The sequence below is a fragment of the Stenotrophomonas maltophilia genome, assembly GCF_900186865.1.
Classification (GTDB): Bacteria; Pseudomonadota; Gammaproteobacteria; order Xanthomonadales; family Xanthomonadaceae; genus Stenotrophomonas; species Stenotrophomonas maltophilia.
In genome coordinates this window covers 4147428-4163109 of record NZ_LT906480.1, presented here as the reverse complement: position 1 = coordinate 4163109, position 15682 = coordinate 4147428, and the positions used below count along the sequence as shown (strand labels likewise).

General features: G+C 67.2%; 10 protein-coding genes. 6 read left to right on the top strand and 4 right to left on the bottom strand.

Annotated features, from left to right (window positions below; translation table 11 throughout):
• Positions 1-5 precede the first annotated feature (5 nt).
• Together CKW06_RS19620 and CKW06_RS19615 are read right to left on the bottom strand one after the other, a co-directional pair.
• Positions 6-1334 (bottom strand): CitMHS family transporter, encoded by a 1329-nt coding sequence (locus tag CKW06_RS19620; RefSeq protein WP_005419191.1) that lies wholly within the window; start codon positions 1332-1334, stop codon positions 6-8.
• A 74-nt stretch (positions 1335-1408) separates the two neighbouring features.
• Complete coding sequence (locus tag CKW06_RS19615) at positions 1409-2548, bottom strand: OprO/OprP family phosphate-selective porin (RefSeq protein ID WP_024958494.1); 1140 nt, start codon at positions 2546-2548, stop codon at positions 1409-1411.
• Positions 2549-2790: 242 nt separating this feature from the next.
• On the opposite strand from CKW06_RS19615, the gene CKW06_RS19610 reads away from it, so the two are divergent.
• Genes CKW06_RS19610 through CKW06_RS19595 form a run of 4 tightly spaced genes read left to right on the top strand, consistent with a single transcriptional unit; the run spans position 2791 to position 6595 of the window.
• On the top strand, positions 2791-3480 hold the full coding sequence (locus CKW06_RS19610) for a response regulator transcription factor (protein WP_024958493.1): 690 nt from the start codon (positions 2791-2793) through the stop codon (positions 3478-3480).
• Positions 3473-4864 (top strand): sensor histidine kinase, encoded by a 1392-nt coding sequence (locus CKW06_RS19605; RefSeq protein WP_024958492.1) that lies wholly within the window; start codon positions 3473-3475, stop codon positions 4862-4864. Before CKW06_RS19610 ends, CKW06_RS19605 begins: the two co-directional genes overlap by 8 nt.
• Positions 4861-5916, top strand: a complete 1056-nt coding sequence (locus CKW06_RS19600; protein ID WP_005414429.1) for an ABC transporter substrate-binding protein — start codon at positions 4861-4863, stop codon at positions 5914-5916. Before CKW06_RS19605 ends, CKW06_RS19600 begins: the two co-directional genes overlap by 4 nt.
• Positions 5917-5944: 28 nt before the next feature.
• Positions 5945-6595: a response regulator gene (locus tag CKW06_RS19595; protein ID WP_024958491.1), complete on the top strand. Its 651-nt coding sequence runs from the start codon at positions 5945-5947 to the stop codon at positions 6593-6595.
• Positions 6596-7149: 554 nt separating this feature from the next.
• Here CKW06_RS19595 and CKW06_RS19590 read toward each other — a convergent pair.
• Together CKW06_RS19590 and CKW06_RS19585 are read right to left on the bottom strand one after the other, a co-directional pair.
• Complete coding sequence (locus CKW06_RS19590; protein WP_024958490.1) at positions 7150-9792, bottom strand: hybrid sensor histidine kinase/response regulator; 2643 nt, start codon at positions 9790-9792, stop codon at positions 7150-7152.
• 66 nt (positions 9793-9858) lie between these two features.
• A complete protein-coding gene (locus tag CKW06_RS19585) occupies positions 9859-11028 on the bottom strand; it encodes an OprO/OprP family phosphate-selective porin (protein ID WP_005414426.1) in 1170 nt (389 codons plus the stop codon).
• A 332-nt stretch (positions 11029-11360) separates the two neighbouring features.
• Between CKW06_RS19585 and CKW06_RS19580 the strand changes: the two genes are divergently transcribed.
• Complete coding sequence (locus CKW06_RS19580; RefSeq protein ID WP_005410972.1) at positions 11361-12704, top strand: dicarboxylate/amino acid:cation symporter; 1344 nt, start codon at positions 11361-11363, stop codon at positions 12702-12704.
• A 230-nt stretch (positions 12705-12934) separates the two neighbouring features.
• A complete protein-coding gene (locus CKW06_RS19575; protein WP_024958489.1) occupies positions 12935-15226 on the top strand; it encodes an NADP-dependent malic enzyme in 2292 nt (763 codons plus the stop codon).
• The last annotated feature ends 456 nt before the right edge of the window (positions 15227-15682 follow it).

Below are 15682 nucleotides of genomic sequence, written 5' to 3'. Positions count from 1 at the left end.
AAGGGTCAGGCGGCGAGGGGATACAGGCCGAACAGCAGGCTGCCGATCATCAGCAGCATCGAGATGGCGATGGCCCACTTCAGGGTGAACTTCTGGTGGTCGGCGAATTCGACCTTGGCCAGGCCCACCAGCAGGTAGGTGGACGGCACCAGCGGGCTGAGCAGGTGCACCGGCTGGCCGGCCAGCGAGGCGCGCGCCATTTCCACCGGGGTGATGCCGTAGTTGCCAGCGGCCTCGGACAGGATCGGCAGCACGCCGAAGTAGAACGCGTCGTTGGACATGAAGAAGGTGAACGGCATCGACGCCACCGCGGTGATCACCGCCAGGTACGGGCCCCACGATTCCGGAATCACCGCCAGGAAGCTGTGCGACATCGCTTCGACCATGCCGGTGTTGTTGAGGATGCCGGTGAAGATGCCTGCGGCGAAGATCAGCGACACCACCGACAGCACATTGCCGGCATGGTTGACCACGCGGCGGCGCTGCTCGGCCAGGTTCGGGTAGTTGATCACCAGGGCGATGGCGAAGCCGACCATGAACAGCACCGGCATCGGCAGCACGCCGATGATCAGCGCGGTCATCAGTGCCACGGTCAGCGCCAGGTTCACCCACAGCAGCTTCGGGCGCTTGATGTCTTCGGCGTCTTCCACGGTCGGCAGCGGGTTGCTGTCATCGGACACGCTGTTGTCCATCCAGCTGCCGCCCTTGGGCAGGGTCACCACGCCGAGGCGTCGGCGTTCCTTCAGGCCCAGGTACCAGGCCAGCAGCAGCACGCCGGCACAGGCGATCACCATCGACGGGATCAGCGGCACGAACACGTCGGCCGGGTCCACGTGCAGCGCGGTGGCCGCGCGTGCGGTCGGGCCGCCCCACGGGGTCAGGTTCATCACGCCGCCGGCGAGGATGGTCACGCACGTCATGTTCAGCGCGTTCATGCCCAGCCGCTGGTACAGCGGAAGCATCGCCGAGACGGTGATCATGTAGGTGGTCGAGCCATCGCCATCGAGCGAGATCAGCATCGCCAGCACTGCAGTGCCAAGCACGATCTTCATCGGGTCGCCCTTGACGAAACGCAGGATCACCCGCACCAGCGGATCGAACAGGCCGGCGTCGATCATCACCCCGAAGTAGAGGATGGCGAACATCAGCATCACGCCGGTCGGCGCGATCTTCTTGATGCCCTCCAGCATCATCTCGTCGATGCCGGCACCGAAGCCACCGATCAGCGCGAACAGGATGGGGATGGTGATCAGGGCGACGAGCGGCGACAGGCGTTTGCTCATGATCAAGTACATGAACGTAATGACCATGCCAAAGCCGAGGATGCTCAGCATCATCTGCGGACTCCTTGCGAAAACAGGACGTGGGGAGTGGAAGGGGCCCGGGCGGAATGCCCGGAATGTCGGGCCTAGAAGTCGTACTGCAGGCGGCCGGTGACCGCGCGCGTGCGGTCCACCGTCACCCCGGCCAGGCGATCACGGTTGCGGCTTTCGATCACGTTGAGCATGAAGCGCAGGTTGTCGCGCAGGTACCAGTTGCCACCCAGCGTCCAGGCTTCGGTGCTGCCGCGACGCAGGTCCGGCGCACCGTCGAGATGCTGCGCGCCCCACATCTGGTCGTAGCGCAGCGCCACTTCGAAGGCGCCGGCCTTGTGCCGGATGTCCTTCACCCGCGCGAATCGACCGGTCTTGCGGTCGTAGGCACGGCTTTCGCCGGTGACGAACCAGCTGAGCATGCCGTAGGCCGCCATTACATCGCCGCGCTGCGCGCCGTCGTCGAAGGTGGCGCCACTGAACTCGCCCTGCCACGACAGCGGGCCGCGCACCTGCGCGTATTCCAGCGACCACTTGTTGACGTCGGTATCGCGGCCGGCGGAGAAGTCGACCAGGGTCAGGCGGCTGTTGTCGGACAGATGGCCGGCCGGGCGCGGGCGGATGCGCAGGCCGGGCACGCCGTTGGCGCCGGGGTTGTCGTAGGCCTCGCGGGCCAGCGACAGGCCCAGGTGCAGCACGTCGCCATCGCTGGGCGAGGGCGCCCAGGTGACGCGGCCACCGGCGGCGCGACCCTTCACCTGCCAGGCGTCGATGCTCTCCAGGCTGTAGAGGCTGGCCGCCCAGGTGAAGTCACCGGGGTTGGCCTGCCAGGACGCACCCAGGCGGTACAGCGGCGCCAGCGTGGTGCCGGCGTTGCCACGTTCCAGGAAGCTGCCGTAGTTGGAGCTGGTGCGGTCATCCAGCGAGAAGTACTGCTTGAACTGGCCCACGGTCAGCTTGCCGGCCTTGCCGAAGCTGCGTGCCAGGTACACGTCCTTGGCCTCGACGCGGTCGCCGGAGAAATCGGCTTCCAGCTTGTAGTCGACCACGAAGAACTTGCCGGACACGTCAACCCACGCACGGCGGATTTCGGTGTCGTCCTTGTTCGGGGTGCCCCGGTTGTCGTTGTCGAAGGTGGCGAAGTCCAGGTGCAGGCGACCACCCAGGGTGGCGGTGACCGGACGGTCGTCTTCGGCGGCAATGGCCGGCGCCGACAGGGCAGCCAGCGCCACCATGGCGGCAGGGCGCCGCCAGGCAAACATGAATTCCACAAACCCTCCCAGGTGCGCGCCAGGCGCGCGGCAATCGTGGGCACCGGACGGTGCGCGGCCGCAGTCTGGGTCGGGCAAGCTGTCATCGTCCTGTCAACGGATTGTGCGGTGCAGCGTAAAGCGGCCCGCTGCCGCCTCCGGGCGGGGCGCGGCGAGCGCGGCAGCGGCATGCGGTAGCATTCGTTTCCCTTCCCACCCCCGTGCCCATGCGCCTGCTGCTGGTCGAAGACAACCCGGATCTGGCCGATGCGATCATCCGCCGCATGCGCCGCAGTGGGCATGCCGTGGACTGGCAGGCCGATGGCCTGGCGGCGGCCAGCGTGCTGCGCTACCAGAGCTTCGACCTGGTGGTGCTGGATATCGGCCTGCCCAAGCTCGATGGCCTGCGCGTGCTGGCCGGCATGCGCGAGCGCGGCGACAGCACGCCGGTGCTGATGCTGACCGCGCGCGATAGCATCGAAGACCGCGTGCAGGCGCTGGATGTCGGCGCCGATGACTACCTGGGCAAACCATTCGATTTCCGCGAGTTCGAAGCACGCTGCCGCGTGCTGCTGCGGCGTGCGCGTGGGCAGGCCAGCGAAGTGGTGCAGATCGGCGGCTTCCAGTTCGATAACGCCGCGCACCGGGTCAGCCTCGACGGCGAACCGATCGAGCTGCCCAACCGCGAATACCGGCTGCTGGAGATCCTGGTCGGCCGCCTCGGCCAGGTGGTCGGCAAGGACGAAATCGGCAACGGCCTGTTCGGCTTCGACGACGAAGCCGGTCCGAATGCCATCGAACTGTATGTGGGTCGCCTGAGAAAGAAGCTGGCAGGCGCACCGCTGCGCATCACCACGGTGCGCGGCGTTGGCTACCTGCTGGAAGCCAGTGACGGCAGCGCCGACGCCGATGGCTGACGCGCGTACCGCGAATGCCGCACCGGGCTCGCTGCGGCGCACGCTGCTGCTCTATCTCGGCGCGTTGCTGGCGGTGTTCGCGGTGGCCCTGCTGTTTGCCGCGCGCGGCTATGGCCAGCGCGCCGCCAACCGTTCCTACGATCACCTGCTGGTGTCCTCGGCGTTGTCCATTGCCGATTCGGTGGCCCTGGTCGATGGCCAATGGCAGGTCGATCTTCCCTATGCCGCGCTGGACCTGCTGGCGATGGCTCCGGAAGACCGTGTGTTCTATCGGGTCGCCGACAGTCGCGGCAACCTGATCACCGGCTACGGCGACCTGCCGGCGCCACCGCGCCGGCCAGGCCCGCAACCGCAGCTGTTTGATGCGGCGTACAGCGGCGAGACCGTGCGCTTCGTGGTCGTCGGCCGCAGTTTCGCCGCCGCGTCGGCGCAGGGCGAGGTGCAGGTGCAGGTCGGCCAGACCCGGCGTGCACGTGAAGCGGTTGCGCAGGACATGGTCAACCGTGCATTGCTGGCGATCGGTGTGCTGTCCGGGCTGCTGCTGGCGCTGGTGGCCTTTGGCGTGCATCGCGCGTTCCGGCCATTGGTGCGGGTGGAACGCGAGCTGTCGCGCCGCGAGCCGTCCGATCTGAAACCGCTGGATGCGCGCGTGCCGCGCGAGATGGACCAGATGGTGGCAGCGTTGAACCGCTTCATGGAACGACTGTCCAGCAGCAACGAGACCTTGCGCGCGTTCATGGCCGAGGCCGCGCACCAGATGCGTACGCCGTTGGCTGCCCTGCGCGCGCAGGCACAGCTGGCGCTGGATGACGACGACCCCGAGGACATGCGGCGCAGCCTGCAGGCGATCGAACGCAATGCCACCCACATGAGCCGGTTGCTGAACCAGCTGCTCAGCGATGCCAGCGTGATCCATCGCTCGCATCTGCAGCGCTTTGCAGCGGTGGACCTGGCCGAGGCCGTGCACCAGGCCCTGCATGAGGCACTGCCGCAGGCAGGGCCGGCACCGCGCGTACAACTGGCGATGACCGCCGAACCCGTGCAGGTGCACGGTGATGCGCTGCTGCTGCGCGAGGCGATCAAGAACCTGGTCGACAACGCCCTCAAGTACGGCGGTGACGGCCCGTTGCAGATCGCGTTGACCGTGGAAGGCGGGCAGGCCGTGCTGACCATCGCCGACCACGGTGCCGGCATTGCCGCCGCCGATGCCGAACGCGTGTTCGAGCGCTTCGCCCGTGGCGAAGGCGCGCCGTCCGGCGGCGCCGGGCTTGGCCTGGCCATCGTCAAGCGCGTGGTCGACAGCCATGGCGGTCGCATCGACCTCAGCAACCGTCCGCAGGGCGGGCTGGTCGCCACCATCCGCCTGCCCCGGAGCAGTCCATGATCCGCCTGTTCGCTGCTGCCGTTGCCTTGCTGCTGGCCCTGCCGGTGCTTGCAGCACCGGGCGACGTGCGCCGCTTCCCGGCCCAGGCAAAGGCCACTGCGCAGCTGCGCATCCACGGCACCACCGACATCGAAGTGTTCGCGGTAGTGATTGCCGACTACCAGCGGCTGCACCCCGGCACTGAGGTGGTGTACGAGGACATCATCACCCAGGACCTGTACGCGCGGTACCTGCACGACCGCGGCGGACCGGCATCGCCGGACCTGCTGATCTCCAGCGGCATGGACCTGCAGACCAAGCTGGTCAACGACGGCCACGCGCTGCCGCATCGTTCGGCGCAGACCGCTGCGCTACCGGCCTGGGCGCAGTGGCGCAACGAGGCCTTCGGCATCAGCTACGAGCCGGTGGTGATGGTCTACAACACCCGCGCACTGCCGGCTGCGAAGGTGCCGCACACGCGTCGGCAACTGCTGGACCGGTTGCGCGCGGAGGGGGCACCGCTGCGCGGCAGGGTCGGTACCTATGACATCGAGCGCAGCAGTGTCGGCTACCTGTTGTCTACCCAGGATGCGCAGCGTGGCAGCATCGCCGGCGCGTTGCTGGGCGCGCTGGGCGACAACGACGTGGTGCGCGAGGAGCGCACCGGCGTGCTGCTGGACAAGGTCGCCAGCGGACAGCTGTCGCTGGTCTACAACGTGCTCGGCTCCTACGCGCAGGCGCGCATCGACGCGGGTGCGCCGCTGGCGATCGTGGAGCCCGAGGACTACACGCTGGTGGTGCTGCGTACCGCGGTGATTCCACGTACCGGCCCACACCCGGAAGAAGCCCGGCGCTTCCTCGACTACCTGTTGTCACCGCGTGGCCAGCAGGTGCTGTCGCGCGAGGCACGGCTGATGCCGATCGTGACCGGCAACGCACGTGGCGACGATGCGCCCGGCCGCAGCCGCCGTCCGATCCAGCTCGGCCCAGGCCTGCTGGTGTACCTGGACGCGCTCAAGCGCCGCCAGTTCCTGGATGCCTGGCGCAGCAGCGTGGAGCCGGCAGGGCGCTGAGGCTCCGGCCTGCCCGTACAATGGCGGCATGAGCGAATACACCATCCTGATCGCCGATGACCACCCGCTGCTGCGTTCGGCGGTGGTGCAGTCATTGCGGCAGAGCCTGCCGCTGGCGCAGGTGCGCGAGGTCGCCAGCGCCGAGGCATTGGCCGAAGCGCTGGATGCCCACCCGAATGTGGACCTGGTGCTGCTGGACCTGACCATGCCCGGCGCGCACGGTTTTTCCGCGCTGCTGCACGTGCGCGGCTCGCATCCGGACATTCCGGTGGTGATCCTCTCGTCCAACGACCATCCGCGGGTGATCCGTCGTGCTCAGCAGTTTGGCGCCGCTGGCTTCATCCCGAAGTCCGCCCCGGCCGAGACCATCGGCGAGGCGGTGCAGGCGGTGCTCGATGGTGGCCTGTGGTTCCCGGCGATGGCCGCCGAACGCTCCGAGGCCGACGCACTGCTGGCCAGCCGCTTGGCCCAGCTGACCCCGCAGCAGTTCCGGGTACTGCTGTGCCTGGCCGATGGCCTGCTCAACAAGCAGATCGCCTACACGCTGGGGTTGGCCGAGAACACGGTGAAGGTACATGTCACTGCGATCCTGAAGAAGCTCGAATGCCATAGCCGCACGCAGGCAGCGGTGCTGGTGAAGGCGCTGGAGCCCGAGGGCGACGCCGGCATCGGGTTGTAGTTTCCAGCCAACAGCGCAGCCCCTCGTGGGTGGGTTTGGGTTGGTCGCTGAAAGCAGAAGCTGCGAGCGGGCCGGTCGGGTTGGGTGCGCGGGGGACGCCGTGAATCCGTCCCTGGAGGCTTGGCAGCCGCATCCATGCGGCTGACACCCCCGCGCACCCAACCCGACCGGCCTCTGACAGATTTCGGTGGCCTGCCACCCACGGAGAAGAAAAAAGATCAAAAGCAAAGCAGGCTGTCAGGCCGCCTTTTGTAGAGCCGCGCCCACGCTCGGCTTCGCGGACCGGCCGGAAAGCAAGAGCATGGGCTCGGCTCTACACGAGCAAGCGCAGCGCGCGACCCGCTTTTGATCTTTTTTCTTCTCCGAGGGTGGACGCGCACGGAACGTGTCCGTGGCCGGGCAGATGGGCTGCACAGGGGCGTGAGCCGCATGGATGCGGCGACCGAGCTTACAGGGACGTACTTGCAGCGGCCCCTGTGCAGCCCATCTGCCCGGCCCCACCGATGAACTGCTTTGTGCGACCACCCACGAGGGGCTGCGCCGTTGGCTGGAAACTACCCGCGATGGCGGATCAACAACTGGCTCATCAACGCCCGCAGCGCCGGCGGCTTCACCGGCTTGGCCATCATTCCCCAGCCGCGCTCGGCGGCCATCTCACGCAATCCCGCATCGCGCTCGGCGGTGACCAGCACCACCGGCGGACGGGCCTGCCACAACTCGGTCAGCGTCTCGTACAGCACCGGCCCGTGGTGATCGCCCATGCGCACATCCAGCAGCACCAGCTCCGGCACCGCGCCTGTTGCCGCCAGCTGCAGCGCCGCCTGCGGGCCGTCGGCCAGCGCCACCTCGCAGCCCCAGCGCTCCAGCAGCGCGCGGCTGGCGGCGCAGACGTGCGGATCGTCGTCGATCACCCACACCCGGCGACCGCGCAGCGGATTGTCCGCGGCCGGTTCCTGCACCAGCACCGGCACAGGAGCAGTAGCGGGAATCGCGCTGGCTTCGCCGAACGGCACGCCCACCGCGAACACGCTGCCCTGGCCCAGCTGCGAGCGCAGGCGGATCGGGTGGCCGAGCAGCCGACCGATGCGGTCGACGATTGCCAGGCCAAGGCCGGCGCCGCGCTGCTGGCCGTCGTGCAGGCGGCGGAACTCCTCGAAGATCTCGCCCTGCAGTGCATCGGGAATGCCGGGGCCTTGGTCGTGAACTTCGATCCACAGCAGGCCTTCGCGGCGACGGCAGCCGAGCAGCACGCGGCCACGTTCGCTGTAGCGCAATGCGTTGGACAGGAAGTTCTGCAGGATGCGGCGCAGCAGCGCTTCATCGCTGACCACCACCGCAGCGGTATCGACCCAGTCGACCACCAGCCCGCGTGACTGCGCGGCGATGCCGAACTCGCGTGCCAGCGTCTGCAGCAAAGGCCCGAGCCGGAACGCCTGTACGCGCGTGGGCAGGCTGCCCGATTCCAGGCGCGCGATATCCAGCAGGCTGTTGAGGATCGCATCCTGCGCGGCCAATGCAGCATCGATGTGGTCGCTGGTCTGTTGCTGCGCCGGGTCACTCAGCTTGCCGCGCAGCACCGAGACGAACATGCGCGCCGCGTTGAGGGGCTGCAGCAGGTCGTGCACGGCCGAGGCAACGAAACGGGTCTTGTAGCGGTTGGCCTGCTCGGCTTCGCGGCGTGCTTCTTCCAGATCATGGGTGCGCTCGGCGATGCGGTGCTCCAGCGCATCGGCCAACGAGCGCAGTTCGCGCGCGGCGTTCTTGTAGCTGGTGATGTCGGCATAGCTGGTGACGAAGCCGCCGTCAGGCAGCGGATTGCCACGGATCTCCAGCACCGTGCCGTCGTCCTTCTCGCTCTCGCGCATGTGCGGGCGGCCGCTGCGCAGGTGGTTCAGGCGGCGCTCGATTGCTTCATCGACCGGGCCCGGACCGAGCAGGCCACGGCGTGCGTTGAAGCGGAACAGTTCCTCGATCGGCCGGCCGACGCGAACCAGGTCCTGTGGGAAACGGAACAGTTCCAGGTAGCGCGAGTTCCACGCGACCAGGCGCAGTTCGCGGTCGATCACCACCACGCCCTGCGGCAGGTGTTCGAGGCTGCGGCTGAGTCCGCTGTCGGCGTCGGTGGCCGCCTGCAGCAGGCCATCCTGTGCGGTGCGCAGTTCCTGTGCGTGCTGCTTGAGCAGGGTTTCCAGTTCGCGGCGGCTGCGCAGGCGATGCTTGGCCAGGCGTCGGCGCTGCTGCACGAACAGCACCAGGAAGCCCAGCGCCAGCCACGCGGCACCGCCGGTGAGGGCGGCCGCGCGACCGGCGGCGGTGGCGGCGCTGGCGTCGTGCAGCAGATGCAGGTTCCAGCCTTCGGCGGGCAGCGGCAGGCTTTGCCACAGCATCGGCTGCGGCAGTGCGGGATCGAGCAGGCGCACCATGCGGCCACCATCGGCAAGCACGTCTTCAGTACGCGCGCGCAATGGCTGCAACGCGCGGTCGGCGTATTGGCGGGCGTCCAGCATTTCGCGGCGCTCATCGGCGCCCAGCGGGCGCAGCAGGCGGTAGCGCCAGCTGTCACGGTTGGCCAGGAACACCACGTCATGGTCGTCGCTGGCCAGCACCACGTCCGGGCTGCTCAACCATTCCTGTTCCAGCGCCGACAGCTCGACCTTGATCACCACCACGCCGAGCCGCTTGCCGTCTTCCTCGATGGCCTGCGACAGGTAGTAGCCGGGTACGCCGGTGGTCATGCCGATGCCGTAGAAGCGGCCGCGGCCCTGCGCCAGTGCCTGCCGGTAGTAGGGGCGGTAGCTGTAGTTCTCGCCGACGTTGCTGGTCGGCTGGTCCCAGTTGCTGGCCGCCACTGCCACCCCGTCGTGGCCGACCAGGGTCAGGGTCGAGGCACGGGTGACTTCATTGGCGCGTTGCAGCTTGAGGTTCAGCCGCTGCTGTTCGGTGGGCGAGGGCGGCACACGCAGGGCGTGCAGCAGATCCGGATCCAGCGCCAGTACCTGCGGCAACGTGCCGAAGCGGTCGATGCGCTGCTGCAGGCCCTGGCCGTACAGCTGCAGCTGGCGTTGCACCTGGCTGCTTTCCTCGCCGAGGGCGCGCCGCCAGGCGTAGTGGCCGGCGGCGACCGCACAAAGCACGGTGCCTCCGACCATCACCAGGATGGTCAGCAACAGCATCCGGTGGCGGCTGAGCCAGTACATGGCGGCAGTCTACGCAGGGCCGGCGGGCGTGACGTGCACGCCCGCCGGGATCTGACGTGGAAGGGGTCAGAAGTGCATCTGCGCGCGCAGCTCGAAGATCTCCGGCGTGCTGTGCACACCACGACGGCTGGCGTCGACCTTCACGTAGTTGGCCTGGAACTTGAAGTGGCTGGTCAGGTACCAGTTCGCGCCCAGGGTCAGGTCGTGCTGGCGGCCACCAAGGATGCTGCCATCGTCCAGGTCCATGCGGCTGTAACGTGCCACCAGTTCCACCGCGCCGTAGTCGTGCGCCGGCTTGATGTTGGCCACGGCACCTGCGTTGTACGGGCGCGACTCGCCGGTCAGCACCCAGCTGGCCATAGCGTACTGGCCGCTGCCGGTGTAGTCGGGCTTGCCGTCATGGCGGGTGACCGTGGCGCGCAGGGCTTCGGCCTGCAGCGAGAACGGGCCGCGGATCCAGATGCCTTCCAGGCCGGTGCGGCGGATCTGGTCGGCGGTGACCAGGGCGCCGGAATCGACGTAGCGGATGTCGGTCAGGCCGGCTTCCGGGCGTGCGCGAAGGCGCGCGCTGGCCTCGTGGTGCACGTCACGGCCATCGCTGTAACCGCGCGGATTTTCCTGCGAGTAGGCCAGGCCCAGGTGGATCACGTCACCCGGCGCCTTCACCGGGGTCCACACCGCACGTACTGCCTGGGTGGTGCCGGGGTTGTCACCCTGCAGGTCCTTGCCGCCATAGGCGCCGGCCTGCAGCAGGTACTGCGGACGCTCCAGCACCCATTCCACGCCGGTGCGGCGGCCTTCGTAGAAGGCCTGCACGGGCAGCGCGGTTTCCAGGAAGCTGCCGGCGCGCGAAGAGGTGTTCGCATCCAGGCCGACCGGGGTCTTCATATAGCCGAAGCGGAAGCGACCGATGTCGCGACCGAAGAAGGCCTTGCTCTCGAAGCGCACGAACACGTCCAGCCAGGTATCGGACTGGAAGTCGTAGTAGACCATCGCGTCGTAGACGCCCTTCTTCTTCAGCGTCGCACCGAACTCCTTGCGGCGCACGGCGTCGTCGTCCTCCAGGCCGCTGCCCGAGGAGAAATCGTTGTAGTCGTAGGCGATGTTGGCGGTAGCGGCCAACTCGGTGCCGTCACCGAAGGCGTACTTGGTCGGCCAGTTGTCGAAATCGGCAGCCGAAGCGAAGGCGGGAAGCGCGGCCAGCGACAGGGCCAGCAAGGTGGGAATCGGGCGCATGTTGGGTGCGGCTCTCTCAGATTGCGTGTGGACAGGACAACAACGGCCGCAGGGGCCGAAACTTTCGCAATGACGCGCCCGGCCGTTCAGCACGGGCCACCGGCCTCCCCAGGATCGGGCGGTGCGGCGCCAGTGTAGGCATCGCCGCCACCTGAACCGGGGGGCTAGTACCAATAGGTTATCTGCGCCGGCGTGCCCGGCGCGTACAAAGGCGTCCATTGGTCGCACCTCCTGCGCATGCAGCACAGGGCCTGCGATCAGTTTCCACGGTAACGGTTCCCGTGCTGTCCCGGGGCCGTACGTGCCTGAAAACGCCCCTTCCGGAGTCCGCCATGCACATCCCGACCGCAGCCCCGGCGCCTGCAAAGCCGTTGCCGATCTATCGCCAGCTGTATTTCCAGGTGATCGTGGCGATCGTCCTGGGCGCCATCCTCGGCCACTACGAACCGCTGATCGGCGAGAAGATGAAGCCGCTCGGCGATGCCTTCATCAACCTGGTGAAGATGATCATCGCGCCGGTGATCTTCCTGACCATCGTCACCGGCATCGCCAGCATGACCCACCTGCGCACGGTGGGCCGGGTGTTCGCCAAGGCGATGGCGTACTTCCTGTTCTTCTCCACGCTGGCACTGATCGTGGGCATGATCGTGGCGCACGTGGTACAGCCCGGCGCCGGCATGAACATCAACCCGGCCGAGCTGGACCAGACCGCGGTGCACAGCTACGTCGAGAAGTCGCACGACCTGACCCTGGTCGGTTTCCTGATGGACATCATTCCGAAGACGCTGGTGAGCGCCTTCGTCGACGGCAACATCCTGCAGGTGCTGTTCATCGCGGTGCTGTTCGGCATCGCGCTGGCCTCGGTGGGCGAGAAGGGCAAGCCGATCCTGAACTTCCTGGAGGCGCTGGTCGCCCCGGTGTTCAAGCTGGTGCACATCCTGATGAAGGCCGCCCCGATCGGTGCCTTCGGCGCGATCGCCTTCACCATCGGCAAATACGGCGTCGGTTCGCTGGTCAACCTGGCGTGGCTGGTGGGCTCGTTCTACCTCACCGCGTTCCTGTTCGTGGCGGTGATCCTCGGTGTGGTCTGCCGACTGTGCGGCTTCTCGGTGTTCAAGCTGGCGCGCTACCTGAAGGCCGAGCTGCTGCTGGTGCTGGGCACTTCCTCGTCGGAGTCGGCGCTGCCGTCGCTGATGGAGAAGATGGAACGCGCCGGTTGCAGCAAGTCGGTGGTGGGCCTGGTGGTCCCGACCGGCTACTCGTTCAACCTGGACGGCACCAACATCTACATGACCCTGGCGGCACTGTTCATTGCCCAGGCCACCAACACCGAACTGACCCTGGGCCACCAGATCGCCCTGCTGCTGGTTGCCATGCTCAGCTCCAAGGGGGCGGCCGGCGTCACCGGTGCCGGCTTCATCACCCTGGCCGCCACCCTTGCCGTGGTGCCGGAGGTACCGGTGGCCGGCATGGCGCTGATCCTGGGCGTGGACCGTTTCATGAGCGAATGCCGCTCGCTGACCAACTTCATCGGCAATGCGGTGGCCACCGTGGTGGTTTCGCGCTGGGAAGGCGCGCTGGACCGCAACCGCCTGCAGCTGGCGCTGGATGGCCGCGAAAGCGAGCTGCCGCCGCCGGTGGACGCACTGCCCGAGGCGCTGCCGGCCAAGGGCTGACCCAGGTGTGTGGTACCGCGGGGCCGATCACGACAGTGGTACGGCCCCGCGGCGTTTCAGGGCGTCCCATGGCTGTCATCGGGGGCGCCGATGCTGGCATCCCGGTACCGTCGCATACGGCACGGAATTGTGCAGTCGCAGCATGCCTGCGACAGGATAGCGACAGGTCCAGACGCTCCAACGGGGGTATCATCCCCTGTCCCTTCTGCCCATTCATGTAACCCACATCGATGTCCAACGAAGATTTCAAACAGGCCGCCCTCGATTACCACCGGATGTCCCCGCCGGGAAAGATCAAGGTTTCCGCTACCAAGCCCATGCTGACCCAGCGCGACCTGTCGCTGGCGTATTCGCCGGGCGTGGCGTACGCCTGTGAAGCGATCAAGGCCGACCCGCAGCAGGCCAGCGAGCTGACCGCCCGCGGCAACCTGGTGGCGGTGATCTCCAATGGCACCGCGGTGCTGGGCCTGGGCAACATCGGCGCGCTGGCCGGCAAGCCGGTGATGGAAGGCAAGGGCGTGCTGTTCCAGAAGTTCGCCGGCATCGATGTGTTCGACATCGAAGTGGATGAAACCGACCCGGACAAGCTGGTCGACATCATCGCCTCGCTGGAGCCGACCTTCGGCGGCATCAACCTGGAAGACATCAAGGCGCCGGAGTGCTTCGTGGTCGAGCGCAAGCTGCGCGAGCGCATGAAGATTCCGGTGTTCCATGACGACCAGCACGGCACGGCGATCATCGTCGGTGCGGCCGTGCTCAACGCCATGGCGATCACCGGCAAGAAGATCGAGGACGTGAAGCTGGCGACCACGGGCATGGGCGCAGCCGGCATTTCCTGCGTGAACATGCTGGTGCAGCTGGGCCTGAAGCCGGAAAACATCCTGGCCTTCGACCGCGAGGGCGTGATCCACACCGGTCGTACCGACCTGGATCCGGAAAAGCAGCGCTATGCGCGCGACACCGGCAAGCGCACCCTGGCCGAGATCGTCGACGGCGCGGACATCTTCCTGGGCCTGTCGGCGCCGGGCATCCTGACCGCCGACATGGTCAAGACCATGGCGCCGGACCCGGTGATCTTCGCCCTGGCCAACCCGACCCCGGAAATCATGCCGGAGGTGGCGCGCGCCGCGCGTCCGGACGCGATCATCGGCACTGGCCGTTCGGATTACCCGAACCAGGTCAACAACGTGCTGTGCTTCCCGTACCTGTTCCGTGGCGCGCTGGACGTGGGCGCCACTGCGATCAACGAGGAAATGAAGATCGCGTGCGTGCGTGCGATCGCCGCGCTGGCCCGCCGTGCCGCCACCGACATGGGCTCGGCCTACGGTGGCGAGACGCCGAGCTTCGGCCGTGAATACCTGATCCCGCGTCCGTTCGACCGCCGCCTGCTGGTGGAACTGTCGGCCGCCGTGGCCCAGGCCGCGATGGACTCGGGCGTGGCCTCGCGCCCGATCGAGGACATGGGCGCCTACCGTGACAAGCTGGCCCAGTTCGTCTACCGCACCAGCCTGATGATGAAGCCGGTCTACGACCGCGCGCGCAGCGACAAGCAGCGCGTGGTGTACGCCGAAGGCGAAGAGGAAGTGGTGCTGCAGGCGGTGCAGAACGTGGTCGACGACGGCCTGGCGCACCCGATCCTGATCGGCCGACCGGAAGTGATCGAATCACGCATCGAACGCCTCGGCCTGCGCCTGAAGATCGGCGAGAACGTTGAAGTCACCAACATCAACGACGACCCGCGCTTCAACGAATACTGGCAGTACTACCACGGCCTGACCGGCCGTCGCGGCGTGACCGTGGCCGCGGCGAAGAACCTGATGCGTTCGCGCCCGACCCTGATCGCGGCGGTGATGGTGGCCCGTGGCGAAGCCGATGCGATGCTGACCGGCATCGTCGGCCGCTTCCACAAGAAGCTGGGCTACGTGCGCAGCGTGCTGCCGCTGGAGCCGAAGGTCACCTCGACCTCTGCGATGACCGGCGTGATCAACCAGCAGGGCGTGTTCTTCTTCGTCGATACCCACGTGCAGGAAGACCCGACCGCCGAGCAGCTATGCGAAGCGACCCTGCAGGCGGCCTACCGCATGAAGCTGTTCGGCATCGAGCCGAAGGTGGCGCTGCTGTCGCACTCCAACTTCGGCAGCCACGATTCCAAGGACGCGCTGAAGATGCGCCAGGTGCGCGAGCTGCTGCTCAAGCGCAACCCGCGTCTGAACGTGGACGGCGAAATGCAGGGCGACACCGCATGGGATGAAGCGCTGCGCCAGAAGCTGCTGCCGGGCTCGACCCTGCAGGGTCGCGCCAACCTGTTCGTGCTGCCGAACCTGGAAGCGGCCAACATCGCCTACAACCTGGTGCGTGTGTTCACCGACGGCGTGGCGATCGGCCCGATCCTGATGGGCGTGAACAAGCCGGTGCACATCCTGACCACCAGCGCGACCTCGCGCAGGATCCTGAACATGACCGCGATTGCAGCGGTGGATGCGCAGATCCGCAAGCAGCTGGAAGCGGAAAAGAAGGCGTAAGCCTTCTTTTCAGCGACAGCTGCAGAAACGCGCCCCACGGGGCGCGTTTCTGTTTCCGCAAAGCGGAAACGGGTAGAGTCGACTGTTAGTCGACTGCTCTTGATTCGGACGCCGAAAATCCCGCGCGATCGCGCGATAGTCGACTAACAGTCGACTCTACCGGTCCCGATGCCGATCCCAACGCCGATCCCACCGCTGCCACACGCGCTACGCAACCCGGTCATGTCCCTGCAACGCCGTTGCGGCCCAATACGCCCACGCGGCCCGGCCGTGGGAAGGGACCGGACCGGCCTTCCCACCCTGGGCCCGACCAACTTTCCACGGGTGAGGGTGTCATGCGCAATCGAGTGACGCGGCGGTACTTCCAGCAGCTGTTCGCGCTGTACGCCGGCTTCGTGCAGTCGCGCTGAGGCGTAGACGCCAGCGAGGTAGAGTCGACCGTTGGTCGACTATCGC

Coding starts and splice junctions, on each gene's coding strand:
- CKW06_RS19620 (WP_005419191.1), bottom strand. CDS start 1,334: ATGCTGAGCATCCTCGGCTTTGGCATGGTCATTACGTTCATGTACTTG.
- CKW06_RS19615 (WP_024958494.1), bottom strand. CDS start 2,548: ATGGTGGCGCTGGCTGCCCTGTCGGCGCCGGCCATTGCCGCCGAAGAC.
- CKW06_RS19610 (WP_024958493.1), top strand. CDS start 2,791: ATGCGCCTGCTGCTGGTCGAAGACAACCCGGATCTGGCCGATGCGATC.
- CKW06_RS19605 (WP_024958492.1), top strand. CDS start 3,473: ATGGCTGACGCGCGTACCGCGAATGCCGCACCGGGCTCGCTGCGGCGC.
- CKW06_RS19600 (WP_005414429.1), top strand. CDS start 4,861: ATGATCCGCCTGTTCGCTGCTGCCGTTGCCTTGCTGCTGGCCCTGCCG.
- CKW06_RS19595 (WP_024958491.1), top strand. CDS start 5,945: ATGAGCGAATACACCATCCTGATCGCCGATGACCACCCGCTGCTGCGT.
- CKW06_RS19590 (WP_024958490.1), bottom strand. CDS start 9,792: ATGTACTGGCTCAGCCGCCACCGGATGCTGTTGCTGACCATCCTGGTG.
- CKW06_RS19585 (WP_005414426.1), bottom strand. CDS start 11,028: ATGCGCCCGATTCCCACCTTGCTGGCCCTGTCGCTGGCCGCGCTTCCC.
- CKW06_RS19580 (WP_005410972.1), top strand. CDS start 11,361: ATGCACATCCCGACCGCAGCCCCGGCGCCTGCAAAGCCGTTGCCGATC.
- CKW06_RS19575 (WP_024958489.1), top strand. CDS start 12,935: ATGTCCAACGAAGATTTCAAACAGGCCGCCCTCGATTACCACCGGATG.